The organism is Pedobacter suwonensis (assembly GCF_900111825.1).
Taxonomy (GTDB): domain Bacteria; phylum Bacteroidota; class Bacteroidia; order Sphingobacteriales; family Sphingobacteriaceae; genus Pedobacter; species Pedobacter suwonensis.
In genome coordinates, this window is record NZ_FOJM01000013.1 from 33765 (window position 1) to 59624 (window position 25860).

The following is a 25860-nucleotide window of genomic DNA, read 5'->3' on the forward strand; positions in this document are numbered from 1 at the left end:
ATGAGTAGAGACCGTGCCTTTTCTATTTTAATACTTTTCGGAACGCTCTCCATTTTTGGGGCGGTATCAGGATTTTATGTATTGTATGGCCGGGATAATGCGTACAATGACGGACAAATTAATATCACTTTTCGTTATAGCGGTGCCCTTCCTGAAGTTGTAGAAGATCAGGTTACCCGCAAAATAGAAGGTTTATTGGCTACAGTAAGCGGACTTCAGGAAATCAGATCCGTTTCGGGCAGGGGATTTGGTTATCTGAAGGCAAAGGTAACCGACCCGGAAAAACTAATGCAAAAACGTTTCGAAATCTCCACACTGATGGGCCAGCTTTATCCAGGCTTTCCAAAAAAGGTATCATATCCGGTAACCAGTGTAGATCGAAGCGATAAAAGCAAACTCCCTTTATTAAGTTATGTAATACCAGTTAACGGGTTCGATAATATAGAAGAATTTATCAAATGCAATATACAGCAACCTCTGCTTGCTTTAAAGGGAATCAGTCAGGTAAATATAATAGGGGCATCAAAAAAAAACATAGAGGTAGGATATAGAAGGAATGATCTCGAAAAACTATCGCTCACCACAGGGGTGCTGGCAAATAATCTTGCCAATGCAGAGGAAGGGTTAGGGAAAGTGCCAGACAGAACGGCGGGTGGTCAGGTATTTTATAGAAACCTGATTGTTAAAAAAGAAGAAAATAATGTCCAGAATCTGTCTGATTTTCCGATTGGGATTAGCAATGGCCAAATCATTCCTCTACATCAGGTGGCCAGTGTGCGCATAAATCAATCGGATGATGAAAATATTTTGAGGATAGACGGTAAACAGGTTAGGATCGTAGAAATTGTTGCAGACCAAAAATACCACGTTCTTTTTACCTGGATGAGGATAAAACAGCTCGTTTCGGTTCTTCAAAATAAGATGCCAAAAGGTATATCTGTTTTACTGCAATATGATGAGGTTGCCAAAAAAAATACCGGATTGTGGCGCGCAATTATCCAGGTATTAATGGCTATTGCAATTGTACTGTTAACTGTTTTTGTGGTATTTAAACGCTTTAATCCCATACTGCTAACTTTTTTATTTATTACAGGGGCACTTTCTATTTCTTTTTTGGTATACCGGTTATTGGGGCTCAAACTTGATGAATATGCATATACGGGTATTGTTATCTCTGTTGGGATGATGATGACCAACTGTATGGCAGTGCTTATCTCGAACCTACGTGGCAAAATAAAAAATACATCATCAGGCACATTGGCAATTAATTTTGCCACAATTGCAGCCCTGTCGATAATTATTTTGCCCAACAGTGGTTTCGGTAACACCTACCATGGCTTTGCAATTGTGATTATGACAAGCTGTGTGATATCTACAATATTGGCAGTAATATTAATGCCTGCACTAATCGCTTATATTAAAGTTGAACATTCCTACTCATTGAAACGTAAAAAAGCCATAAGTCATTTAGGCTTTATAAATCTGTACCGGCACTTTGTTTTACATCTGCTCCGCTTTAGAATATTAATCCTTTTTGCTACTGTATTATTATTTGGACTGCCGTTTTTCTTACTGCCGGAAAAGATAAACAGCGACGAAGGTTTTGCGAAATTTTACAACAGGCTAACGGCAGTACCGCAATATAGAGAACACATAAAGCCCTTTATTGATATTGCGCTGGGGGGCACCCTGAGACTTTTTTGGCTACAGAGCAATAAGGATATACAAAGTGATGAAGAAACAAGCGAAACCAGAATCGGGATTAATATCGAGATAGCTAAAGGATATGCTTTTTCGGAGATAAAAGAAGTGGTAACTGATTGGGAAGATTATCTGTCGGCTTTTAAAGAGATACGGACTTTTCAATCAAGGATTGTTGACGCTGAGCATGCACAAATGGTAATCTATTTTGATGAATCTTCAGACAGTACAGGCTTTCCGATGATGTTTAAAAAGAAGCTGGAGCTTAAGGCGGATGAAAATGGCCTGGCCGAATTTGCCATCTATGGCGTAGGAGAAGGCTTTAGCACTGAAGTGAAAACAGAAAAAACGAACTATGCCATTAATTTAAGCGGGTATAATTATGAAAAAATGATGCTGTTTGCAGCACGGGTAGAGGATGAGCTTAAGGAAAATGAAAGGGTAAACCGGATTTTCTTTGATCAGGATATGCTATCCGAACGCAACGATTCGAGGCTGGATTATGTAATGAGCCCCATTAAACCAAAAAACGAAATTATAGGTTTGAGCGCTGCCAGGTTATCCAGAATGTTATATGATAACTATGGTGATGCTGAAACTACCATACCATATCAGTCGCAACTTATACAGTTGAGAGATGTGGAAGAAAAACCACATTTATGGGATCTCCAGCATCAGAATTTAAAAAGTGGCAGCTTCGGTTTAAGAATAGGGCAGGTTACGGTACTTCAGCGGTCAAAATCATTGTCTGAAATCAATAGGCTCAACCAACAGTACAGGGTGGTTGTTAATTATAATTTCATTGGCGACGCCTATCTCGGAAAAAAGGTTTCTGATCAGATTATCGAAAAAATAAGCAGGCAGCTTCCATTGGGCTATAGCATTAACGATGGACAGACAGATGATTTAAAGCAGATAACCAGAAACAGGCTATTATCCTTTATTTACATCGTTATCATTATATTTTTTGCCTGCGCAATTATTTTTAACAGTTTACGGAATGCGTTATCGGTTATTGTTTTTATCCCGCTCTCATTAATAGGTTTTTTTACATCTGCCTATGTATTTAACTGCCCCTTGCACGATGGGGGAATTTTACCACTTATTCTGTTAAGCAGCATGGTAGTGAGGGCAGCTGTACTTTTGGTCAATCATTTCAGTATCCGTAAAAGCAGTGTTTTTAGACCGGTTAATCATTATGTAAAAGTGGTATACCGAAATTTACTGCTTATCTCGCTGAGCATTGTATCATTGATATTCTCCTTGTTACCAACCGTTTTTATGCAGGCCAAAGACATTAGGAACGGGGTCAACTGGAGCATAATAAGCGGTCTGGTTATTTCCGTACCAGCTATTCTGGTTTTATTGCCCCTAACCCTGTTAAAACCTGCTAAAAGGTCAACTGTCCAGTTTATAACCAAATCCGGCAGCCATGATTAATTTCATTATTAAGAAGCCTGTAAGCGTGATAATGATTTTTACCGCGCTGGTTATTTTGGGGCTTATTGCGGTGAATAAAATTGCCAAAACCCCTCTTCCCAACATACAGATACCAGAAATAACTGTTCAGATAAACAGCCAAACGGTTTCAGCAAAATCACTGCAGAACAATGTGATCGGTTTATTATCTAACCGCTTCTCTCAGCTTTATGGACTCAAAAATCTAAATAGCGAAAGCCGCGATGGCTATGCTGTTCTGAAATTGCAGTTTGATTTTAAAACAGATCTGGATCTAACTTTTATTGAAGTTAATGAAAAGATAGACCAGGTAATGGATCAGCTGCCAAAAGGTGTACAAAGGCCTAAAGCTATTAAAACTGATGCGGCAAACATCCCCGTTTTTCATTTGGAAATTGCATTAAAGGATAAAAGTAACAAGGTAGAAGGACGGGATTTTGAAAGCCTCTCTACTTTCGCAGATCAGGTAATTAAAAGAAGGTTTGAGCAGTTGCCCGAGGTGGCATTTGTAGATGTAACCGGTTTATCGGGCAGAGAGTTGTTTGTACAACCGGATTACCCGTTGATGAAAATTACAGGGCTGAACAACGAAGACCTGATCTCTGCCATACAGCAGCAGAATATGGATTTTGGTGGAATTGATGTGCTGCAGGATATGCAAACCCTCCATATCCAGGTAGAAGGGCAGCGGCCACTTACCCTAGATGATGTTTCTTCTATTGTTGTGGTAAAGAACGGCAGGCAGTTTAAACTCTCCGATCTGGCAAAAATAGGCTTGAGGAGTAAAGAAAGCAAAGGCTTATTCCTTTCGGATGGCAGACGTGCAATTGATCTTGCCATAATCAAACAGCCAACAGCCAATCTCGACGACCTGAAGGAAAATATCGACCAATTGTTAAGGTCGGTGCGCTCAGATTATCCGGATATTACTTTTCGCCAGAGCCAGGATCAGACCGCACTGCTTAAATACGCTCTTTCTACCCTTAAGCAAGATCTGATGATCGGTAGTATACTTGCCCTAACCATGATATTCTGCTTTCTCAGAAATTGGCGTTCGGCAGTTTTGGTAATCATTACAATACCTACATCACTCCTGATTACCATTTTACTGTTCAGTGTTTTTGGCCTTACCATTAATATTGTTTCGCTATCCGGCCTGGTTTTGGGTGTAGGGCTAATGATCGATAATTCAATAATCGTGATCGAGAACATTAGTCAGCAATACCTGGAGACCCCGGATTTTGAAGAAGCATGCGCACAGGGAACAGCCGGAATTTTCCGGCCACTGATTTCCTCGGTGTTAACCACTTGCTCGGTTTTTGTTCCACTCGTTTTTTTAAGTGGGATTGCAGGGGCATTGTTTTTTGATCAGGCAATGGCCATTACCCTGGGGCTTTTTACCTCTTTGCTGGTTTCGGTAACACTTTTGCCTACATTACACCTGCTGGTTAACAAAAAGAAATCTACCCCATGGGCAGTTAGATCTGATATAATAACCAAACTTCTTTCTGTTTTAAGCTTCGATTTTTTCGAACGCCTTTACAACAAAGGATTTCATTGGGTATTTGCCAATAAAGTTTTTTCTGTAGTCATTGTATGTCTGTTGATTGCAGCCAATGCGCTTTTCTTCAGTTTGTTAAAAAAGGAACATCTCCCATCCTTTAACCGCTTAGAGCTCTCGGCCCATATCGATTGGAATGACAACACCGGCATCGCAGAAAATTCTTCGAGGGTAAAAGATCTAATTGGTCATATCGCACAGCTGATTGATCAGTACAGTGCCAGTATAGGTGAAGAGCAGTATGTTATGAATCATTTTGCTAAACCTGGCAGTACAGAGGCAGAATTATACATGAAATTCGCTAGCCAGCGTATGGCTGATACTGCTAAAGCGATGATTTATAGTTACCTGAATAAAAAATTTCCGTCATCTACGTTAACCATCAGCTATCCTAAAAATATTGTTGAGCAAGTTTTTGGTAGGGATCAAAAGTCGTTGGTGCTTAAAATAAGGTCTCGCGAAGAAAGCATCCAGCTTAACGATAAATTGAAGGATCTGGGCCAAAAACTATCGGTGATATTTAAAAAAGCCCAGATAACTACACCGAAAAAAAATAAAAATTATGTGCTTTATGCCGACCCGTCTGTATTGCTAAGGTACGCTTTGAGCCTGGAGGATATCCAGAACTACCTGCTCGAATACTTCAAAGGGCAGGATATTGGCTACCTATCAGAGGGGAATGCTCAAACAACAATCAGTTTAAAACATAAGCCCGAATTTTTTAATAATGTGCTCTCGCATATGGTACTCACCAACAGAAATGGGGTTGCAGTGCCAATCGGTAAACTGCTGCGGCTTACCACAATCGAAGCATACAAAAGCATATCATCAGATATGGGCGGCACCTTTATACCCATTGGTATAGAGAGCAGCGAAGAAGCTGGCATACTCGGTTATCTTAAAAACCATCTCAATGGAACAGATTACAGTATAGAGGGCAGTTATTTCGAAAACCGGGAGCTCATTGCCGAAATGAGCTGGGTTATAGCCGTGTCGGTATTGCTTTTATACTTTATTCTGGCTTCCCAGTTTCAATCGCTTATTCAGCCTGTTATTGTGCTGTTAGAACTTCCTATAAGTATGAGCGGTGCGTTAATTATGCTGTTCTGCTTCCGCTCGTCGGTTAACCTGATCTCTCTGATTGGCCTGGTTGTAATGTGCGGAATTATTATAAACGATTCTATCCTAAAACTTGATACCATTAACCAGTTAAGGAAAACGGGTAAATACGATTTAATGGAATGTATCCACCTGGCGGGTACAAAAAGGCTTAAATCTATTGTTATGACCTCCTTAACAACAATATTATCTGTAGTGCCATTTATGTTCGGCAGCGATATCGGTTCGATGTTGCAACGGCCACTTTCACTTGCATTAATAGGAGGGATGATTATCGGAACCCCGGTTAGCCTTTATTTTATACCATTGGTTTACTGGTTTTATTATAAGAATGAGCCTTTTAAAGCATTATCCCAAAGTAAAAACATTAACATTTAAAAACAGTTGATATGACAGAACTTACTACAACATCAAAGAAAATCTTTCACAACCTGTCAACCGATTTTCTTAATCCCTGGAAAGATCAGATCCAATCGCTGGTACTGTTTATTGTACCCTTTATTGTACTGCAGCAAAGCTTGCACAATAGTTTTCAGGTATACTGGGACGATCATTGGGTACTTTTTAATACGTATACATCAGATGGATTAACCATAGCAAACTTAAAGGCTATATTTTCGCAGTTTTACAATGGACAGTACTCTCCTTTAAACCAGCTTTATTATACCATTATTTATTCCCTTTTTGGTTATAAGCCTTTTTATTTTCACTTTTCTGCCCTACTTATCCATCTGGTTAATGTTCAGTTGGTTTACAGGCTGGTTAAAAGCCTGCTCGGTTTTGTAAAGCATTTAACTACCGCGCAAATTAGCCAACAGGCATTTTTTGTGTCGCTTATATTTGGTATCCACCCTTTTCTTATCGAACCTGTTGCCTGGATATCGGCTTCAAAGATTCTTATTTATGCTTCTTTCTATATAGGGGCGTGCCTATGCTATTTAAATTATATCCGGTCAAAAAAAATCAGCCATCTTTTTGGGAGTGCGCTATTTTTCCTACTTTCTTTCGGTGCAAAAGAACAGGCAGTTGCATTTTCCCTAACCTTATTCACTTTTGATTATCTGGCCGGACGGAATTTTAAGGATAAGCGGCTGTGGATTGAAAAAATTCCATTTCTGCTTCTTTCGCTCGTACTTGGACTGGTAACCATCATGTCTCAGGCCGATAACGGGGAAGGATTGATTTCGATGCAGAAAAAATATCCATTTTATCAAACGCTCATTTTTGCCAGCTATTGCTTATTTGAGTATTTTGTTAAATGCTTGATTCCTATTAGGTTATTGTATGTGTATCCTTTTCCGAACGAAATTGGAAAACCACTACCCAATTTCTTTTATTTCTATCCCACGGTTTTACTGCTGTTAACCGCTATCGGTGCAAAATTGATAAAAGACCGCTTTTATATTTTCTGCCTGCTCTTCTTTATTGTAAATATCTTATTAACCATCCATATTATCCCCATTTCAAGGTTTTCAATTATATCCGACCGCTACGTTTACATCTCCTCGATAGGGGCGTTTATGATTATTGTTGGACTCTTATTTTCAATAAATACCATTGGGAAAAAGTTTCAGATGATGTTGCTGATCGGCTATGTGGTGCTGTTAAGTGCCTATTCTACCCAAAGGATCAAAGTTTGGTACAATAGCGATTCGTTAAAAAAGGAACTCAAACAGCTGATCAGGAACAGACCGATGGATAACCAGAAAAAAACAAACAATTAATATGATTTATAACCTACTTAAAATGCAGCACTGGTGACTTGGTACCGGCAAACTAAAAATTATTTAATCAATAAATTTAAAAAACTAAAAAAAACAGAAAATGAAAAAGAAATTTTTAAAACTCGCAGGAATCGGAATTCTTACTTTGGCACTAGCTGCAAACGTTCAATACGCATTTAACGGATATGGTTTGGGAGCAAATAACTTTGGCTTTGCAGCAGCAGCAAGAGATTTTACCAATACCGGTAGCGGCGGCAGCGATGATAGCAACAGCAACAGTTCAAACAGCAGTGCCGGTGTATTAACCGACGAGAAAGTTGTTGATTGTGTACTTCCTGTTGGCGGGGGTTCTTCTTCGAGCACTGGAGGTAGTGTAACAATAGTTGATGGTATTCCTGTTGGTTCAGTTTCTAACAGTACTTCTACAACTAACCCTAACGGTTACATTAAAGGTAAAAAAACAGCATGCGAATGGGCCTGGGCTGTTTGTACCTCTGTAGAATGTATTCCAAACAAGTAACATTAACAACGGAGAGCTTTTGCTCTCCGCTGTTTTACCAATAAAAATATAATATGAACAACAGATTTTTACTGACGATTTTAGGCTTTGCAGCCTTATTGGGTACATCGTGCTCCGATATGTCGAAAATAAACAAGAGAAGTAACCTCAATAATGCACTTGTAAAAAACCAGCTTGTTGATGATAAGGCCGCTTCGCCGGAGATTATCCATGTCGATTTGGAAAAGAAAAGTGCAAGGGCCTCCGAACTTCTGGATATCTCGGCGGTAACCTACCTCGATAATTCACAGCTTTTGGGTAAGGCCGATAAGGTAATATACAGTACCGATCGCTTATACGTGCTGGATAAAAAGTTATCCGAAAGTGTTTTTTGCTACGATCTTAAGGGAAAACTTGTATTCAAATTATCGGATAAGGGAAAAGCCCCACGCGAATTTCAGGGCTTATACGATATTACGGTAGATAATCAGAACGGAAATCTTCTGGTATATGATGGCAGAAAGATATTGTATTACAATAAAGACGGCGCTTTTATCAAAGAGAAACGTTATGATGTATTTGGGAAAAATATTGCCTGCCTGCATAACGGAGACCTTATTTTTTCGACCGGAAATACCGCATGGAACAACGATTTAATGTATAATCTCATCACGGTTGATACCACCCTAAAAATTACAAGTAAAAACTTTAAACTCGAAGAAAAAGACCTTAAGAATAGCTGGTCTCCATGGTTTTACATGCAACAGCGCAACGAAGAGGTTTATTACACCGATTATTTTAACGATACAACCTTTAAAATCAGCAATAAAAAAATATCACCACAGTTTGTGATGGATTATGGTAAATATAAGGTGCCAAACGGATTAAAACAACAGATCGCAACCGGGCAGATGGAGCGTGATGAGCATTACATTTATGGCAGGGTAGTAAGCTGGCAAAATGCCACAACTTTCTTCAATTTCGGCTCCGGCTTGAACGGTTTTGTGTCTTCTTACTACGATAAGCGTAAGAAAAAGGTAAGGTCTTATTTTACCATCGTTGATGATTTATTCTTTAATGCTTTAAATCCGGTTCCGGTTGGTGTTAACGGCGATCAGATGGTGTACAGTATTGATCCGGCCATGTTGCATGATCTTTATGATGTTCTGAGGAGAAATGATCCGGCTAAACTTGCCGATTTATCAAAAAGGCCAAAAAATCAGGTAATGATGGATATCATCAAAAATACAAAAGTAGATTCGAACCCCATTTTAATATCTGCAAATATTAAAGAAAGCTTTTATGAATAAGTTATTACTTGGGTTAATATTGCTTATTTCTGCCTGTGCCCAAAAACAGGAGAAAAGGGTAGCTGATCCATTAAAAGATGCCAGCGAGAAAGATCGCGCAGCAATTGAAACTGTGATCAGGTACAAAGAAGGGCTGAGAAACAAATATGAGGGCCAGGAAATAAAGAAGGGGGTGAAGATTTTCGATGTAGAGAAAAAAGAGCCGGCAAAACTCGACGAAATAGCTAAAGATAGCCCCATTCTTGTTCTGCGGTTTTCAGAAATGGAATGCTCTATCTGTACCGATACGGTACTCAGGATGATCCGTAGCTCGGGTATAAATAAAAAAAAAGTTATGCTTTTGTGCGATATACCATCAAATGTCAAAAACATCCGGATTTTCAGGGAAAAATTTGGGTTTGAAGGGAAAATATACCGGCTTGATAGTGATTTGTTAGCCGGAAATGAGCTTAAGAAACTCGGTTTTCCGTTCATGTTTATTGCAGATGGCCAATCAAAATTAAACCAGGTGTTTTTCCCGGAGCGATATGCAGAAACCAAAACAAGGGCTTACCTCAAATCTATTAAGGAAAAATTAAACTGAACATAATGGAAAATATGATTAACCAAAGACTTAAATGGTTTGTTTACTTTGTATCGGCGGTTTGTTTTATAATCGCCGCATTTAAAAGCACCGGCTACTATCATTTTGATGAACACTATCAGATTATAGAGTTTGCACTTTTAAAGTTGGGAAAAACCAGGCCCGAAGATCTTGCGTGGGAGTACGCTGCCAAAATCAGATCCACGTTTCAACCTACTTTGGTTTACTTATTATTTGGAGGGTTAAAATATGCAGGTGTTAGTTCGCCCTATACATTGGCCCTTATCCTTAGGCTGATTACCGGCGCCTGCTATTTTACGTCGGTTTATTTCTTTATTGGTGCAAGTAGTCATTATTTTAAAGCAAATATGCACCTGTTTTATATCGGTATATCCTACATGTTCTGGTTTATACCTTTTATTAATGTGCATTTTTCTTCAGAGATTTTTGCAGGGATTTTCTTTTTGGCAGCATTATCGGTTTCTACTAACCCAAAACTTAAAACCAATACCGATTATCTGCTTATCGGTTTTTTTTTGGCAATATCGTTTCTGTGCCGTTTCCAAACCGCCCTGCTTTCGGTAGGCCTTATAGGTTATCTTATTTTTATAGAAAAAACACACAGAAAATGTTTGATAATGCTTATTGGAACTGGCCTCGCTGTTTTATTGATCGGGTTCATGATCGATTGCTGGTTTTATGGCGAAGTGGTTTTCACGCCTTATCAATACTATTATTACAACATTGTAAAAAAAGTTGCTGCGGCTTTCGGAATTGCTCCATGGTATTATTATTTTACTTATGTATTCAGGAGTGCGTCCTATCCCTTAGGTTTCGTTATTTTAGCTGCACTTATTTATACTATCTGTTCTGCTAAATACCATATTTTTTCGTTTGTTTTAATTCCCTTTTTGCTTGTACATTGTATAATAGAGCATAAGGAGGGAAGATTTCTCTTTCCCATAATAAGTTTGGTGCCTTTTATGGTTACGGCCCTGATACAATCTGTAACAGAAAGTCTTCCACGTTTAAAGCTGGCCCGAATGGTTTTCTATCTTTTTGGTTTCCTTTTGGTTGGAATAAACATATTAATGCTGCTCCTGTGCACATTTAAACCTGCAGGCCCCGGCAGGCAGGAATTAACCGCCTTTATAGAAAAATATTATCAGAATAAGCCATTAACCATTTATTTTAATTATCGCAATAACCCATACGATCCCCTGGACGTTCCCGAAAAGTTTTACGGACGTGGCAATGTAAAATTTCAGGTGCTCACAGATATATGCCAGATGGAGGATTTAAATTTTGAGAACAGGGGAAGAACCGTTCTGTTCTGCACAAATACCTACAACCTAGACTTAAGTATCTGCAAGGATCTGTTAAAACTGAAAAAATTTAAACAGGTAGCCTCTGGTGTTCCTCCATGGATTGAAAAATGGAAAATCTATTATCCTGGTCCAGATGCAGACTGCACTTTAGTGCTTTACGAAAACAAGTTTTATCCCTAATCTAATTAGAAATGAAATCAAAATCTAAGAACCACTTTTTTATCATCAAAATGATCCGCTTTGGCACAGTAGGCTTTTCAGGTCTTCTACTCGATTTTTCGGTTACCTATGTTCTTAAGGATACATTTTTTGTCAATCCCTATCTATCCAGCGCAATTGGCTTTATTGTAGCTGCAACCAGCAATTATTTTCTTAACCGGATATGGACTTTTGAAAGTGCAAACAAAAATATCATTCCACAATTTATCAGTTTTTTCTCGATTGCAGTTTTAGGATTGGTTTTGAATAGTTTTTGCATTATGTTGTTTACGCACCTGGATATCCAGTTTTACTATAGCAAAGCTTTGGCGGTTTTCGTAGTCTTTTTTTGGAATTTCGCGGCAAATTTCTTTTTAACCTTTAAAGAAAGAAAAAAACTTGCACATCTAAAATTGGCTAAACCTAATGTTCATAAATCAATTTAAACCCCTTGTTGTTTCCCGAGGGATCCAATTCGATCTTCATCTGCCTGGAAGGGAATGCTTGCCAGGGTGCGATCAGGTGGTAGAATAAAATTGGCTGTTCGATAAAGTAACGGTCTTTGGGATAGTTAATCCTGCCAATCCTGTTTTTTATCAGAAAATCTATAATTGGTGCTTTAGAATAAAAATGTGCAGATTGTTCTTTCTGTCCCTGTCCAACAGGGATTTCTACGGTGGCTAGATGGGGCCTGTTTAAATCAAAGCTTTTAAATATTGCTATATTTAACAGCATTCCGGAAACAAACAGTACCGGCCAAAATAAAATCTGCCTGCCAGGGTGCTTAGAAAGGTGGCAGGCCATATATATAGCGATTAAAATATAAATGGCTAGGTAATAACGGTAAGAGGTGCTTTGGGTATATAGGGGCAGCAGGGCTGCATAAACAACTATTGTATAGGCCAACGCAGGGTAACGGCCTGATTTAAAGATATCTAGATATAAAAAATAAATGATGCCCGCTGCCATAAAGCAACCGCAGAAGGATAGTCCGATCCTTAAGAAATAACTGGTATCTATGGCATAAAGGTAAGCGATAACCCTGTAACCGGTTAAAACATCAAAAAAAGAATGTCCGTGGAATATAACAAAGCTGGCTCCGGCGGTAATAAGAAAGAAATGTTTTAAGTAGCGGAAATCAGGGAAAGGGAAATTTATTTCTTTAATGCTGAATTTCAGTATAAACGCTGTTTGCAGGTAAATGATAATGGGGAAAAAAAAAGCCCCGATTATACCGGATATACGGTTTTCTGAAAAGTAGTACATGCCGATAAAAAGAAACGACTGGTTAAAAATACTGCTTAGAAAAAGAAAAAGTTCTTTTTTGTAGGTTATTTTTTTATTCACTACCGATACAAAAATTAGGGCTATTGTACCCGCAAGAGAAATACATGAAAAAAGGATATGGTTATATGATCCCAATAAACTAAAGATTAGAAATAGCCAGATCGCAAGCCTGTTCTTTTTCTCTGGATGCCTGGCAATACTGAAAATAGATGCCGCCATAATCGAAATAAAAAATAGGGTAAATGTATTTACTTCCCAGGCAATACGTGGTGCACTGATCAATAAGGCAGATTGTAACATGATGAGCAGAAAACTGATTGCACTACTCCCCGAAATTTTCCAAAATGTGGCTAATAAAATAACCAGGCCGGCCAGATTGAAGAAAATTCCACATATCCTTAGCGAAACAACATTAATCCCGAAGAGTTTGAAACTGATAAGAGTGCTCAATGGCTGAAGTATTCCCGTGTAATTATTCATGCCGTGAACTTTATCTATACCAACATAAAGATAATAATACGCCTTGAGGCCACTCCACGCTTCATCACCATGTAAACCCGGAAAATCAGACAGCTTATAAGTCCAGCAGAATACCAGTAATATCAACAAACCACACATGCACAGCCCATAAATAAGCAGGTTTTTGCCGGTTTGGTATTTTTTGTGGAAAAGGGAATTAATGGTTTCTGTGATGTCTGATCTATTCATTGGAGCGTTATTTTTTTGTTCTAAAATATGAAAATCAATGATTTTTCTCTGGTAAATCGTTTTTCTTTTATATATTTAGCTATTTATACATCAATTTATGAGACTCCATCTGATCAGGTTTTTTTTAAGCTTTATACTTACCGCAACTTTAATAAATCAGGGAGAATCCGCTGCACAGGCTGATGAACCAAAAAGTTTTGTGATAAAAGGAAATGTTAAAAATGCCGACGGAGATTTTTGGGAATTTTTAATTACTGATTTTATAAAAGCAAAACATCTGGTAGGCGTGCCCATTGATAAGAATGGCAATTTTATTAAGGAAATAGCCATTTCTGCTCCGCAGGATCTATATCTTTCGCTAAACCATCAGGGGATACCGGTTTTCGCTGTTCCCGGCGATACATTAATCATCAACTGGGATGCGGCGAAGTTTAATGAAACATTTCGGATAACTGCAGTTTCATCAGTACCCTCTCGTCAGGATGAAATAGATCTTGTTTTAAAACTGTACCAATCATATTGGCCCAAAACTTTGGATATGTTTAAAATTGTACAGAACAGGGAAATAGCAGGTGATGAAAAAATGCAGCAGGTGCAGGCCTTATTCAATAAATACTGTTCAGTGATTAACCAGAACCCCAAAAGTAAATACGTAGCCAAGGTGCTTGCAGATCAATACTATTTCTTTTTGCTCAGGTTTGTTGAAAAGATCAATGCACAGGAAAGGAATAAAAATGCAAACCAGTTTAAGCAGTATAGGCTAAATCTTGATAGCCTGAACGATGCCGCATTAAAATATGGCTGTAGGGAAGATCTGCTCAATGAAAATGTTTTTGCTTTTTCGCCAAACTACAGGAGCTATATCGAAAATCAAGTTCGGTCCAATAACCCCTTCAGTGAGGTTAGTCTTGCTAACCAAGGGCCGGCAAATAAAGAGTATAACTTTACCCTGGGCAATGGCTATGCCGGGCTCTCGGGTTTGTATCTTTCAAACATTATCATGGATTGGTACCTCACCAATTCGATCATTACAGGCTATTCTGATTATGGTTACGAAAATTCTGAGAAAGCATATCAAAAATTTAAAGATGATATTCTTTCCAGATCATATCGCGATACCCTTGAACGTTTCCATGATAAAATACAGCGTTTACGTTCGGGAACGCAGGCTCCGGTTTTTACACTTAAGAATACTGATGGAAAAAACGTATCGTTAAGTGATTTTAAAGGTAAGGTTGTTTATATTGGTTTTTGGGGTATTTACTGTAATCCCTGCATCAACGAAATCAATCAATATGCAGAAAAGATACATCAAAAATATAATGACGTTGTTTTTATAAATATCTGCGTGGATGCAGATGAACAGTCTTGGCAAAAAAAACTCAAAAGTTTAAAATTAAATGGCATAAATCTTTTAGCGAAAGGGTGGACAAAAAATCCTGTTTGTCAGGCTTATAACGTGTCTAGTATTCCTCATCATGTATTGATTGACAAAAATGGAAAACTTATTGACAATGTTGCGCCTGATCTTGGCAGTCTAATGGATGATAATAATGTACTTGATCAATTGCTAAAGATGTAATATATATCATACCAAAGGAGAGTTTTAGTACAAAAAAACAAAGCCATTTTAAGAGGACTTATTTAATATCGTTGCTCGTATTTTAATTGCTGTAGAGGGCACAAAAGCTTATGACTTAGATCTCGACCGAATTTCAAAAGAGGCTGGGTGAACTTCCAACAATACTTAAGCCCTCATTTGTTACTGGAATAAATGAGCTGATAACGATCTTCAAAGGGATATTTGAAATTGTTTCTGATTAAATACCCATTAATATTGATGGCGAGATCTTTTTTAGTTGGAGGCCGGAATAGGGAATTAATTAAGGGTCTAGTGGATCGAAGAATAATTAATGAAATCAACATACCAGGTCTTAATATAAAGCTGGTTACGCTTTTTACCCAAAATGAATGGTGATGGTGTCTCCGGCACGATAAACTCTCCATTTCTAATCACTCACAATCAGGAGCATACTAATCGATTTCATTTCGAACTGCCAAATTTGAGAGACTTTCTGTGTATTCCGGTCCATGCAAGTGGCTGGGTAAGGGAAAATAGGTTAATCTTCGAAAATACAGCCTAGTTGGTCAAGATAGACAAGGTTTAAAATTATGGTGAAATCAAGCAGGATCTTGAGCAAACTGGTGGATATGCTTTGTCCATTACTGGTGTATTACAACTCAAAAACTCTAAAATTGGAGTTGAGGATATGCAAAAAATGATATAGGCTATCGGTTTGTTTTCACCTTCTTAAATGGAAGATGAACTTTTCCCCGTTTAATACAAGGCTGGGCTGGTCCACTGCTTCCTGGACCGATTTCTCTTCAAGACATGTTGACCGGTATAAGTCTGTAGGCTAGTGGTTACCACAAGCTGGGCATAATGGGATTAATGCGATGTGGCACGCGTTTATAAGCCTAATGAAGGATTCGGACAGTCAGGAATGCGTTGATTGCCTGTTGCACTGGTATGTTGAAGCGAACAACAATAGTGGATTTAGCGAGGAGCTATTGTATTGCCGCAAAATGCTTTTGAGTTACTGTTCAACTGGCAGATGATCGAGCAGCGCAACCTGTACACAGCGGCTCAAGGAAAGGCAACCAATACTGCAGAGGAAATCAGAATTCTGATACAGGACGGAAATATTCCGCTAGATATTCCTGATAAATAAAACAGTTGAAAACAATTGCACACTGAGGAGATCAAATTTCGGGATTTTCCTGAACTGTTTACTTTTATCCGTAACTCGATTACAAACGCGAACCATACTAAGCGAATTAAATTCGCAAAGTACCTTCTTTGGCTATACATCATATCAAAGATGTTGGTATATGTTATCTTGAACTACTACTTTTAAAACTCTTTAATACTGTGGTAAATACGTCAGCCGGATCTCATCAAATATGTTTGTAGGTGGAAATGAAGAAATAGTTCCCTGGCATAAAGTCGAAGATTAGGTTGTGAGATAAGATTTTGGGATTGGCTGGTACAATTGCCTTCCGGAGCGCGTTGTTACTACTAGAACTACTTTTCGAACAACCCTACTGTAAAAGAGAAGTTCTAGTAGATAGACTCAAGATATTAAGAGTAACGCTTCAAAATATTTAAGTGGGTTAGAAAATTGGAATTCTAAAATCAAAAAATCTGAAAGGAACACTATACATGAATATTGAACTATTTGAACTTTTGAAAAAGTAACAATATATTATTGATTGTTTTCCTCTAAAATTTTCGAAAAACCGCCTATTTCAATCAATTCGTCCATAAAATGGTTCGAATTACGCACCGCCACTGACCCCGAGTTTTAAAAGCAGTTCTGAAAAGAGCTGCTTTTTTTGTTTAAGGGGATTTTTTGTGGAGTAGGATAAAAAAACAGATAGCTTTGTTTTTTACTATTTTCATTTCACATGCCTTCTACCTAACCTCTTTACTCAAGTTATTCTTACCAGATTTTACATTATCGAATTTTACCATTAGCGGTGTTGTAGAAGATCCTGAAAAAATGCCTTCTTAGTCTGGGGCATTGGTTTTTAAGTTCGAGTCCATTCATTGATTTGGAATTTTTTGATGAACTCAATCAATAACTTTTTATGAGAAGCTGATTAGGTGAAACACCATATTTCTTTTTGAAAATAAATGAAAAATGAGAAAGGTCTTCAAAACCGACCTCCAGATAAATTTCCGTCGGCTTTTTCTTTTTTTCAACCAGATGATAATAAGCCAGCTCCAATCTTTTGTCGGTTAACCATTTTTGGGGTGTGGTATGGAACAGCTTCTTGAAGTCCCTGTTAAAGGTTGATAGGCTACGGCCTGTTAGATAGCCCAATTTTTCCAGTGACATGTTGAACATAAAGTTGCGCTGCATAAAATCAATCAGATCGATCTTGCCGGGTACATCAAAATTGGCCAGGACGCTATCTACGCTAGGTTCAATCAGCCTTAGGATATTGATGGCCTCTTCGATTTTAAGGTTAGCCAGACTTTCTGGGAATTCACTTTTCACATCAAAATAGGGTATTAGTGATGCCAGGCAACTTTCCAAAAGCGGGTGGTTACTGAACCGGTATATTTTCTGCAGGGGAGGTGTTTTCTTTTTAGGCTCGGTTTTTTCATAGAACTTCTTCAATCTTTCTGTGGACAGATGCATGACCACGGTCTTATGTGGCAATCCGTTTTTCGGATAGTTGATGATCGTGGCAAGTTCGTTCCTCGGGATCAGAAAAATATCGCCTGTTTTGAAACTGAAGGTAGATTCTGCCTGTATGATTTTGGTTTCCCCTGAAATAAACCATACCAGCATGTGATCATCAAACATCAGGTCGGATTTGAACAGTTTGTCTTCGTAGCTGGAGAGCTTGATGTCTTTTGTCAGATATTTAGAGATATGTTCCATTGTGATAAAGTTATTGGTTTTTGATTAGATTCCATTAGATGCACTGGCCACTGTCGATCAGGTACTCCGAACCTGTGATGAAAGCGGCCTCTTCACTGGATAAGAAGGCAATCAGTTTGGCTACTTCTTACGCTTTCTGAATCTGGAAGGAAATGGTACTGGTCATGTGCTCAGTTCACGTTGAATTTTATTCCTGTCATTTGCTCGGTTAAGTCCCACAGTTTTTTAGCACTGTTTTCGTCCAGCGAATATTCCATTACGCCACTTTGATGCGGTTTAGCGACTGTCTGTATGGCGGAATCTTCCGATATCAGTTCGGCGATATCGGTATCTTCGCAGTACACGCCGCCGATGTTGTTGAGCAGCGGACTGGTAGCAGCCCAAACGGATGTTGCCGCACCCTGTGGAATGTTTTTCAGGCTGGCCAGGATGTCCGGACATATGTTCCCAGTTTCATCAAAAAAGCCCATCTGTTTGAACAGTTCCATATCAGCATCCCTGGCCAGTTCTGTTCCGGCGATTGATCCAGGGTGCAGGGAGTATGCTCTTACCTGATGCGCTTTTGCGCGGTTATCAAGTTCTAATGCAAATAGATTGCTCGCTGTTTTTGATTGTCCGTATCCAATAAGTGTTTGGTATTCCCTATGCTGGAAGTTTGGATCTTCGAAATTAAAGGGCGCCATGTGGTGTCCAAGAGAGGAAACATTTACAACACGTGCGCCATTGGCATTTTTTAGCGCTGGCCATAATCTTGCCACCAGGTGAAATTGTCCAAAGTAATTGGTGGATAGCTGGGATTCGAAACCACGGCTGTCCCTTTGTAACGGCACCCACATGATCCCAGCATTGTTGATGAGTATATGCAGTGGTCTGCCTGATGCCAGAAATTTATCGGCGAACGCATCTATGGTTTCGGGTCTGGCAAGGTCCATTGTTTCGATTTCCACTTTTTGAATGCCTTTTAGATTTTTCTTCGCTTTTTCGATGTCCCTTGCTGGTACAATTACAGTTGCGCCAGCTGCTGCCAGTACTTTTGTAGTTTCGAGACCAATGCCAGCGTTACCACCGGTTACAATAGCGATCTTTCCTGTGAGGTCTATGCCTTTGATGACTTCGGTTGCTGTTGAGGTAGCGCAAAAGCCTGAACCCAATGGGTGTTGTAACGCGCCTTGATAGTTGTTCTTTTCCATTTTGTTTTGATTAAATGTGATAAGACAAATGTAGGAGGTTGATTAACGGTGGATTTTGTTTGGCGTGTCAATTTGCTTTGTTTAGAAAGTCATATCTTTTGTTATCGGTGTTAGGTTAGCAAAATTTATGAACATAAACTGGCTTGTTTTTTTGCTAAAATTTTCAAAAAAAAGCAGCCTATTTTCATCAGTTTGTTAATGAAATGTTTTGAAATACGTAGCGACATTGACCCGAAAGAGGCTGCCTTTTTGATACAGCCGAAGCGTCTATAATTCCTAATCAGGCGATTAATAAACCTTTTCCCTGAATTGGCTACGAAATGCTTCGATTTGACTACGTCAGAGAATCCATGGTTGCTGACCTTTGTACTATATCAAATTTTAAATCATTAAAAAATGAAACAGTCAAAAACACCAATTATCAGTTTTAGTCCGGTTGTATTACCAGTTGCGGGCCGTTACGTAGACCTTGAAATGAAAGTTTCTGCTCCCGCCAGCGGAAACAACCTGCCGGTGATTCTTATTTCTCATGGGCATGGACCTTCAAACTTTCTTTCATCGTACAAAGGGTATGGACCTATTGCAGATTTTTTTGCGGATAATGGGTTTGTGGTTATCCAACCTACCCATCAAAATTCCAAAGCACTTGGGCTTTCCCCGTCACTTCCCGAAGCACCCTTGTTTTGGAGTTCGAGGCCAGCGGACATGAAGTTTATTCTTGATCACTTGGAGGAAATACTTTCTACAGTACCAGGGTTAACAGAAAGGGTTGATAAGGCAAGAGTTGCCGTGGTTGGCCATTCGATGGGCGGGCAAACAGTAGCGATGCTTTCTGGCATGGAAGTAACTGATCCTGCAACAGGTAAGATTGTTAATGCGGCAGAGCCAAGATTAAAAGCTCGCGTGCTCATTGGTGCGTCTGGCGGGCCAGAAGGATTTAACGGAGCCGCCAGGCAGCTTTATCCGGTATTGGCTGCCGGCAATTTCAGCACTATGACCTTGCCGGCACTTATTGTGAACGGGGACAAGGACGTAAACCCCATGTTCTCTGATGTGGACAACTGGCGTGCAGATGCATACTATCAAAGCTCTGGTCCAAAAGATCTGTTGACGGTATTTGGCGCAGAACACATCTTTGGTGGCATATCAGGATATGATGCCCGTGAAACAAGCGATGAAAATCCAGAGCGCGTTGCTTTTGTATGTGAAAGCATTCTTGCCTATATTCGTAGTGCATTCGATCCGAACAATACAAGTTGGGAAGATGCAAAGAAAGCTCTTAACGGCGCAGGTGCGCTGGGCAGCATTGAAAGTAAGTTATAAATCAGGCAGTATGAAGAATGAGCTATCTAACCACAGATTTGATTCTTTATCAAGATTGCATAAGGCGCTGGATATGCCGGCACCTATGCATCCGTTGGTAAGTTTAATAAATAATGCTGAGGGAACTATTCCACTGGAAAGGCTTCCCAGTCCGCATATTTTAAGTTTTTACAAAATCTCCTATAAGATGAACTTTCAGGGAAAGTTCAAATATGGGCAGCATTACTATGATTTTGATGAGGGGGGAATGTTTTTTGTTTCACCTAACCAGATCACAGGACAACATGCACCCCTAAGCGATCAGTCTGGCTATACGTTACTTTTCCATCCAGATCTTTTACTGGGCTACGAGCTCGCCAGGAAGATCAAAGAATATGGATTTTTTTCCTATGCTATCCATGAAGCGTTGCACTTATCTGAAAAAGAAAAAATCACAATTATTTCTGTTTTTCAAAGTATCGAAGAAGAATTGAAAAGCAGGATCGATAACTTCAGTCAGGACGTTGTTATCTCCCAGATAGAACTACTGCTAAATTATTCAAATCGATTCTACAGCAGGCAATTCATCACCCGTAGAGCAATAAGCAGCGATCTCCTTCAAAAGGTAGAAGACATTTTACAGGTTTACTTCCGGTCGGCAAATCCCCAAAAGCAGGGGCTTCCTACTGTACAATTTCTCTCCTCGCAATTAAACGTCAGCTCCAGTTATTTAAGTGATATGCTGCGGTTACATACGGGACAAAATGCACAACAGCACATCCACAACCATCTGATCGAAAAAGCGAAAGAACAGTTATCGACAACCCAGGCTTCAATAAGCGAGATTGCCTATGAATTAGGTTTTGAGCACTCGCAATCCTTTAGTAAACTTTTTAAGCTTAAAACCAGTGTCTCGCCCCTGGATTTCAGACGTTCTTTCAGTTGACTTTGTTCAAAACACAATTACCTCATTTGTTGCGACTTGTTGTTCCTTTTTTTTAATGTTTAAGATTTTTTTTATGTAGTTTACCCATATTTGAATGCGCTAATTAAATCAGTACTCTTCTAAAATTTTCGAAAATCACGGTTTCAATTAATTCCTCCACAAAATGATTCTAATGACGCACCGCTACTGAGCCAGAGTTTCAAAGCAGTTCTGAAAAAAGCTGTTTTTTTTGTTTTTAGGTATTTTTAGATCAATGCCTAGCGCGGCCTTTCTTCTGATCTGGCCGTTCAACAATTTTTCTATTCGACTTGTTTAGATCATATGGACATCGCTTTTGAAAACTATTACTCGGGTACCAGCGGGCTATTGTTGCCCGTTCCCAATAAATTGCACTACCCCAAAGAATTTCAGGAGAAGAGCAGGCTGTGCTATTACGCATCGCTGATGGATTCTATCGAGATCAATTCTTCCTTTTATAAAATACCGCAGGCTTCCACGATGAAAAAATGGGCGGCTGATGTGCCTGAGAAATTTCGGTTCACTTTTAAGCTTTTCAAGGAGGTGACCCACAATAAGGATCTGGCCTTTGATCCCGAGATGGTATCTAAATTTTTTTCGGTCATTTCTCATGTCGGGGATAAAAAGGCCTGTCTTTTGGTGCAGTTCCCCCCGAGCATCAGGATTGCTCATTTTGCGCAGTTGCGCTTTCTCATGTCGGTGCTTAGAACTCATGATCCTTTTTTTGAGTGGAAGATCGCTTTGGAATTTCGACATCCCTCTTTATATATAGACGAGGTGTATGAACTTTTGGAAGAGTTTGGGCTTGGTATGGTGATACATGACAAGTCGCCTGCCAGTTCTCCGGTAAGGGAAAGCCATCCCGATTTTATCTACCTCAGGTTTCATGGTCCGGGAGGAAACTACAGGGGAAGTTATGCAGACGACGTGCTGTACGAGTATGCAAGTTATGTAACCGAGTGGCTTTCAGAAGGCAAAAAGGTATTCGTGTATTTCAATAATACGATGGGAGAGGCACATGCCAACCTGAATATGCTGCGCCAGATCGTTAGGGATACCTATTAGTATCTGCTGAAGGGTAGGTCTAAACTTTTCGGGCATGAACAGTGTTTCAATCCAGCAAATCGATTAGTAAGATCCGTAAGAAATATAAAAATAGGCGTGTTTAATCTTAAAATATGTTATGGCTGAACTACCAGACTTAGAAGTGTTTGCGCAGATCCTTTCGCGTCGGTTCAAGGGTAAAACCCTAAAGGAATTGGAAGTAAAAGTGACAAAAAAGCTAAACGTGACTGCTGCACAGCTCAAGGCCAGGCTCGAAGGAAAAAAGCTTTCGAATGTTTTACGCTATGGAAAAACTTTGCACTTTCATTTCGGTAAGGAAATTCTACAGGTTCATCTGATGCTTAGGGGTGAACTGGAGGCGATCCATAGCGGTTCGGAGCTGCCAAAATACGCCATACTTGCTTTTCATTTTTCGGGGGGTGAGGGCTTTGCCTTGGTAGATAGCTTGCGTGCGGCAACACCTACCTTAAATCCCGACGTTGCTAAGGCACCGGATGCGCTTGAAATGGATGAGGATTATTTTACCAGGGTGCTGTTCAAGAGCAAGAAAATGGTTAAGGAGGTGCTGATGGACCAGAAGAAGATACGTGGCATTGGTAATTCATATGCAGATGAGATCCTGTGGGATGCCAGAGTATCCCCGTTTTCGATCAGCTCGGCCATACCGGAAAAAATCCTCAATAAATTGTTCGATAGTTTGAAGTCTGTTTTGAAAGAAGCCATTACAGCTATCGCAAAAGAGAACGGAGATGAGCTTCGCGGCGAGCTGCGCGACTTGATGAAAATACATGGGGCAAAGCTGAAAAAATCTCCTTCCGGAGCAATCGTGAAGTCAGAAAAGATCGGTGGAAGGACCAGTTATTACACCGATGAACAGCAATTATATTCCTAAAAAGCAATCCTGAGTATTACCGGACAAATCTTGCTTTCAATATGGTGGCATTTGAATTTGTTATCCCAGCCGTTTTTTCCAGACTACCTTCATTGACTTATAAATCGGATGGGCCTCTGCTAATTTATAGGTGGCGTAGAATATTGCTGCGGATTTAGCTTTCTCTGCCGAACCAGTGCCCCGCTCAAGTGGCGTATAATCCTTGTTTTTATCGTATTTCTTTCCGCCTTTATAATTGGCGTATCGCCTGGCGCGGGTATAACCCATCTGCAGGTATTTTCTTGCCACGTCTGCCCCAACAAAATCATTTTCTTGTATATAATTAAGGAACATTTTAAATATCTTTTCACTGCTATCTTTTGCGAGTTCTGGCGTCCGAAACCTCCAGAACTGGCCAATCTCAGATTTATAAGGCTCACAGATCAGAACACCCTGTTCGCCTTTGCCAACCCTGTATTTTTCGAGATTATTTCTATAATTGATATTCTTTTTCCAAGGATATTTTTGGTTGTCAAAATCAAGGTAAGTTGGCTTTCCTGTTACTGGCATAGCTAATCAACGTATCCGCTTATGGTTATGTTTTTATTCCTGTGAAATTACGATAAAGACAGCTATTGGATAATCAATGATAACAAGAAGAATTAGGAGATCTTCAAACTTAAGGCGCTATTATCCACCAGCGATGGCAGAAAAAAATAATTTAGGGTACGAGAGAAGCATTTTGAACAAATCCGGACATTTGAGCTATTAAAAAATCAGTTTTAAATATTGTTGGTTTAGGGCTATTAGCCCTATTCATATCGGACTGACCTTATTGCTTTTTGTTAAGCCTGGGTTTGTGCGTTTTGCTTAGGCTTTTTCGTCGCAGCAGTTGTGCTTTTTGATGATTTGCTTACAGGCTTTTTTGACGAAGTTTTCTTCTTTCGGGCATTTTTGACCCGGTATTCAAGTAAGTAGAGCCTGGTCTGCCATTTTTCGATGGTGGTATCTATGTTTTTTGGAAAGCCTGTTGATTCTAGCAGACCAAGTACATGCGCCAGCTCACGTGTGCTCTCTGCTTTGGCCTTGTTTTCTTTCATCCAGTCTTGTTGTTTGGTTTCGTAGGCTTTCCGGTATTCGGCTATGGCCTTTTGAATGAGCTTGATCTCATCCTCTTTTGATTTAGCTTTGCGCAACAATACCATCTGCCTGTTCCATGCATGGGAATTGGTTGGATCTGTCCGTGAAGCTTGCTGGTAGCGTTTTAGTGCGGCAGCGCTATCGCCCGCTCTTTCCAGTTCGAACCCAGCATCCAACTGCTCCTTTGACTGTATCTGTTTTCGTCTAGACATAACTGATTTGGGAACAATTAGCCAGGGCTATTGTTTGATAAAAGACAGTAGCGGTTATGACTACATGATGACCCTCTGGCAATGAGCGTAATGCTAACTTTGAATTTAGCAATTAATGAAATGAAGAAAATCGGATTTTTATCTTTCGGGCATTGGTCCGAACATCCCTCATATCAGGCGCGTACCGCCAGTGATACTTTGCTGCAGTCTATCGATTTGGCTGTTGCGGCCGAAGAGATCGGGCTCGACGGCGCGTATTTCAGGGTACACCATTTTGCGAGGCAATTGGCATCGCCCTTTCCGCTGCTTTCGGCAATTGGTGCAAAAACTTCAAAGATCGAAATCGGAACGGGGGTTATCGATATGCGCTATGAAAACCCTTTATATATGGTTGAGGATGCGGGTGCGGCCGACCTGATCTCTGGTGGCAGGTTACAACTGGGCATCAGCCGGGGTTCGCCCGAGCAGGTGATTGAAGGCTGGCGGTATTTCGGTTTTTCACCAAAGGATGGCGAGAACGATGCGGATATGGGCAGGCAAAAGGCTTTGGAGTTTCTGGAAAGACTGAATGGCGAAGGTTTCGCAAGGCCGAATCCAAATCCAATGTTTCCCAATCCTCCGGGACTGTTGAGGTTAGAACCCTATTCTGAGGGGCTGCGCGAACGCATCTGGTGGGGAGCGGCTTCCAATGCCACTGCGGTGTGGGCGGCGGAGCAGGGCATGTACCTGCAGAGTTCTACATTGAAGTTTGATGAAAATGGCAAGCCCTTCAGCGTTCAGCAGGCTGAGCAGATCAGGTTGTATAAGGAAGCCTGGAAAAGGGCTGGACATGACCGCAAGCCAAGGGTGTCTGTCAGCCGTTCTATATTTGCATTGATGAACGATCAGGACAGGTATTATTTCGGACAGCAGGGGAAGGCGGCAGATAGTTTTGGTTATATTGAGCCCACTCAACGGGCAGTTTTCGGCAGGGGATATGCCGCTGAACCCGATCAGCTGATAAAGGAACTGGCAGCAGATGAGGCAATACAGGAAGCAGATACGGTATTATTGACCATTCCAAACACGCTGGGTGTAGATTACAACATTCATATTTTATCTGCCATTCTGGAGCATGTTGCGCCAGGACTTGGTTGGAGATAGCCGAAATTGATCTTTTTTTAAATCACAGCAAACATATTGGCGA

At 39.9% G+C, this 25860-nt stretch carries 19 protein-coding genes; 14 read left to right on the plus strand and 5 right to left on the minus strand.

The features are described 5' to 3' along the window. The 8 genes from BM107_RS16685 to BM107_RS16720 all read left to right on the plus strand — a co-directional run bounded on the left by BM107_RS16685 (position 1) and on the right by BM107_RS16720 (position 11927). The gene (locus tag BM107_RS16685; protein ID WP_090985404.1) at positions 1 to 3141 is read left to right on the plus strand and encodes an efflux RND transporter permease subunit; all 3141 of its coding nucleotides are present in this window, start codon (positions 1 to 3) and stop codon (positions 3139 to 3141) included. Continuing rightward, positions 3134 to 6217 (plus strand): efflux RND transporter permease subunit, encoded by a 3084-nt coding sequence (locus BM107_RS16690; RefSeq protein WP_090985407.1) that lies wholly within the window; start codon positions 3134 to 3136, stop codon positions 6215 to 6217. The genes BM107_RS16685 and BM107_RS16690 overlap by 8 nt, the downstream gene beginning before the upstream one ends. 11 nt (positions 6218 to 6228) lie before the next feature. Next, positions 6229 to 7563, plus strand: a complete 1335-nt coding sequence (locus BM107_RS16695; protein ID WP_090985409.1) for a hypothetical protein — start codon at positions 6229 to 6231, stop codon at positions 7561 to 7563. A 100-nt stretch (positions 7564 to 7663) separates the two neighbouring features. Beyond that, positions 7664 to 8083, plus strand: coding sequence for a hypothetical protein (locus BM107_RS16700; RefSeq protein WP_090985411.1), 420 nt, complete (start codon positions 7664 to 7666; stop codon positions 8081 to 8083). Between the two features lie 53 nt (positions 8084 to 8136). Then, positions 8137 to 9372: a 6-bladed beta-propeller gene (locus tag BM107_RS16705; protein WP_090985413.1), complete on the plus strand. Its 1236-nt coding sequence runs from the start codon at positions 8137 to 8139 to the stop codon at positions 9370 to 9372. Further along, positions 9365 to 9955 carry a hypothetical protein gene (locus tag BM107_RS16710; protein WP_090985415.1) on the plus strand — a complete coding sequence of 197 codons (591 nt, stop codon included), beginning with the start codon at positions 9365 to 9367 and terminating at the stop codon, positions 9953 to 9955. Before BM107_RS16705 ends, BM107_RS16710 begins: the two co-directional genes overlap by 8 nt. Positions 9956 to 9960: 5 nt before the next feature. Then, entirely contained in the window at positions 9961 to 11463 is a 1503-nt protein-coding gene (locus BM107_RS16715) for a glycosyltransferase family protein (RefSeq protein ID WP_090985417.1), read from the plus strand. Between the two features lie 11 nt (positions 11464 to 11474). Beyond that, complete coding sequence (locus BM107_RS16720) at positions 11475 to 11927, plus strand: GtrA family protein (protein ID WP_090985419.1); 453 nt, start codon at positions 11475 to 11477, stop codon at positions 11925 to 11927. Here BM107_RS16720 and BM107_RS16725 read toward each other — a convergent pair. After that, positions 11905 to 13476 (minus strand): hypothetical protein, encoded by a 1572-nt coding sequence (locus tag BM107_RS16725; RefSeq protein ID WP_090985420.1) that lies wholly within the window; start codon positions 13474 to 13476, stop codon positions 11905 to 11907. The genes BM107_RS16720 and BM107_RS16725 overlap by 23 nt on opposite strands. A 97-nt stretch (positions 13477 to 13573) precedes the next feature. Here BM107_RS16725 and BM107_RS16730 point away from each other — a divergent pair, with 97 nt between their 5' ends. Continuing rightward, positions 13574 to 15058, plus strand: coding sequence for a TlpA family protein disulfide reductase (locus BM107_RS16730; protein WP_090985422.1), 1485 nt, complete (start codon positions 13574 to 13576; stop codon positions 15056 to 15058). A 2056-nt stretch (positions 15059 to 17114) separates the two neighbouring features. Here the strand turns inward: BM107_RS16730 and BM107_RS16735 are convergent. Both BM107_RS16735 and BM107_RS16740 read right to left on the minus strand, forming a co-directional pair. Continuing rightward, on the minus strand, positions 17115 to 17930 hold the full coding sequence (locus BM107_RS16735) for a helix-turn-helix domain-containing protein (protein WP_090985424.1): 816 nt from the start codon (positions 17928 to 17930) through the stop codon (positions 17115 to 17117). A gap of 170 nt (positions 17931 to 18100) precedes the next feature. Next, positions 18101 to 19120: an SDR family NAD(P)-dependent oxidoreductase gene (locus BM107_RS16740; RefSeq protein ID WP_090985425.1), complete on the minus strand. Its 1020-nt coding sequence runs from the start codon at positions 19118 to 19120 to the stop codon at positions 18101 to 18103. Positions 19121 to 19516: 396 nt separating this feature from the next. Here BM107_RS16740 and BM107_RS16745 point away from each other — a divergent pair, with 396 nt between their 5' ends. The 4 genes from BM107_RS16745 (at position 19517) to BM107_RS16760 (ending at position 23343) form a co-directional block, all read left to right on the plus strand. Then, complete coding sequence (locus tag BM107_RS16745; RefSeq protein ID WP_090985427.1) at positions 19517 to 20443, plus strand: alpha/beta hydrolase family protein; 927 nt, start codon at positions 19517 to 19519, stop codon at positions 20441 to 20443. Continuing rightward, positions 20385 to 21368 carry a helix-turn-helix domain-containing protein gene (locus BM107_RS16750; RefSeq protein WP_317614806.1) on the plus strand — a complete coding sequence of 328 codons (984 nt, stop codon included), beginning with the start codon at positions 20385 to 20387 and terminating at the stop codon, positions 21366 to 21368. Before BM107_RS16745 ends, BM107_RS16750 begins: the two co-directional genes overlap by 59 nt. A gap of 321 nt (positions 21369 to 21689) precedes the next feature. After that, positions 21690 to 22451, plus strand: coding sequence for a DUF72 domain-containing protein (locus tag BM107_RS16755; RefSeq protein WP_090985431.1), 762 nt, complete (start codon positions 21690 to 21692; stop codon positions 22449 to 22451). A 118-nt stretch (positions 22452 to 22569) separates the two neighbouring features. Continuing rightward, positions 22570 to 23343 (plus strand): DNA-formamidopyrimidine glycosylase family protein, encoded by a 774-nt coding sequence (locus BM107_RS16760; protein ID WP_090985433.1) that lies wholly within the window; start codon positions 22570 to 22572, stop codon positions 23341 to 23343. Positions 23344 to 23403: 60 nt separating this feature from the next. Here the strand turns inward: BM107_RS16760 and BM107_RS16765 are convergent, their stop codons facing one another. After that, positions 23404 to 23892, minus strand: a complete 489-nt coding sequence (locus BM107_RS16765; protein ID WP_090985435.1) for a DUF4385 domain-containing protein — start codon at positions 23890 to 23892, stop codon at positions 23404 to 23406. A gap of 275 nt (positions 23893 to 24167) precedes the next feature. Beyond that, positions 24168 to 24674 carry a tetratricopeptide repeat protein gene (locus tag BM107_RS16770; RefSeq protein ID WP_090985437.1) on the minus strand — a complete coding sequence of 169 codons (507 nt, stop codon included), beginning with the start codon at positions 24672 to 24674 and terminating at the stop codon, positions 24168 to 24170. 120 nt (positions 24675 to 24794) lie between these two features. Here BM107_RS16770 and BM107_RS16775 point away from each other — a divergent pair, with 120 nt between their 5' ends. After that, the gene (locus BM107_RS16775; protein ID WP_090985439.1) at positions 24795 to 25817 is read left to right on the plus strand and encodes an LLM class flavin-dependent oxidoreductase; all 1023 of its coding nucleotides are present in this window, start codon (positions 24795 to 24797) and stop codon (positions 25815 to 25817) included. The last annotated feature ends 43 nt before the right edge of the window (positions 25818 to 25860 follow it).

Excerpts from the sequence above, each read along its gene's own strand:
- BM107_RS16685 (WP_090985404.1), top strand. The coding sequence starts at position 1 with ATGAGTAGAGACCGTGCCTTTTCTATTTTAATACTTTTCGGAACGCTC.
- BM107_RS16690 (WP_090985407.1), top strand. The coding sequence starts at position 3,134 with ATGATTAATTTCATTATTAAGAAGCCTGTAAGCGTGATAATGATTTTT.
- BM107_RS16695 (WP_090985409.1), top strand. The coding sequence starts at position 6,229 with ATGACAGAACTTACTACAACATCAAAGAAAATCTTTCACAACCTGTCA.
- BM107_RS16700 (WP_090985411.1), top strand. The coding sequence starts at position 7,664 with ATGAAAAAGAAATTTTTAAAACTCGCAGGAATCGGAATTCTTACTTTG.
- BM107_RS16705 (WP_090985413.1), top strand. The coding sequence starts at position 8,137 with ATGAACAACAGATTTTTACTGACGATTTTAGGCTTTGCAGCCTTATTG.
- BM107_RS16710 (WP_090985415.1), top strand. The coding sequence starts at position 9,365 with ATGAATAAGTTATTACTTGGGTTAATATTGCTTATTTCTGCCTGTGCC.
- BM107_RS16715 (WP_090985417.1), top strand. The coding sequence starts at position 9,961 with ATGGAAAATATGATTAACCAAAGACTTAAATGGTTTGTTTACTTTGTA.
- BM107_RS16720 (WP_090985419.1), top strand. The coding sequence starts at position 11,475 with ATGAAATCAAAATCTAAGAACCACTTTTTTATCATCAAAATGATCCGC.
- BM107_RS16725 (WP_090985420.1), bottom strand. The coding sequence starts at position 13,476 with ATGAATAGATCAGACATCACAGAAACCATTAATTCCCTTTTCCACAAA.
- BM107_RS16730 (WP_090985422.1), top strand. The coding sequence starts at position 13,574 with ATGAGACTCCATCTGATCAGGTTTTTTTTAAGCTTTATACTTACCGCA.
- BM107_RS16735 (WP_090985424.1), bottom strand. The coding sequence starts at position 17,930 with ATGGAACATATCTCTAAATATCTGACAAAAGACATCAAGCTCTCCAGC.
- BM107_RS16740 (WP_090985425.1), bottom strand. The coding sequence starts at position 19,120 with ATGGAAAAGAACAACTATCAAGGCGCGTTACAACACCCATTGGGTTCA.
- BM107_RS16745 (WP_090985427.1), top strand. The coding sequence starts at position 19,517 with ATGAAACAGTCAAAAACACCAATTATCAGTTTTAGTCCGGTTGTATTA.
- BM107_RS16750 (WP_317614806.1), top strand. The coding sequence starts at position 20,385 with ATGCAAAGAAAGCTCTTAACGGCGCAGGTGCGCTGGGCAGCATTGAAA.
- BM107_RS16755 (WP_090985431.1), top strand. The coding sequence starts at position 21,690 with ATGGACATCGCTTTTGAAAACTATTACTCGGGTACCAGCGGGCTATTG.
- BM107_RS16760 (WP_090985433.1), top strand. The coding sequence starts at position 22,570 with ATGGCTGAACTACCAGACTTAGAAGTGTTTGCGCAGATCCTTTCGCGT.
- BM107_RS16765 (WP_090985435.1), bottom strand. The coding sequence starts at position 23,892 with ATGCCAGTAACAGGAAAGCCAACTTACCTTGATTTTGACAACCAAAAA.
- BM107_RS16770 (WP_090985437.1), bottom strand. The coding sequence starts at position 24,674 with ATGTCTAGACGAAAACAGATACAGTCAAAGGAGCAGTTGGATGCTGGG.
- BM107_RS16775 (WP_090985439.1), top strand. The coding sequence starts at position 24,795 with ATGAAGAAAATCGGATTTTTATCTTTCGGGCATTGGTCCGAACATCCC.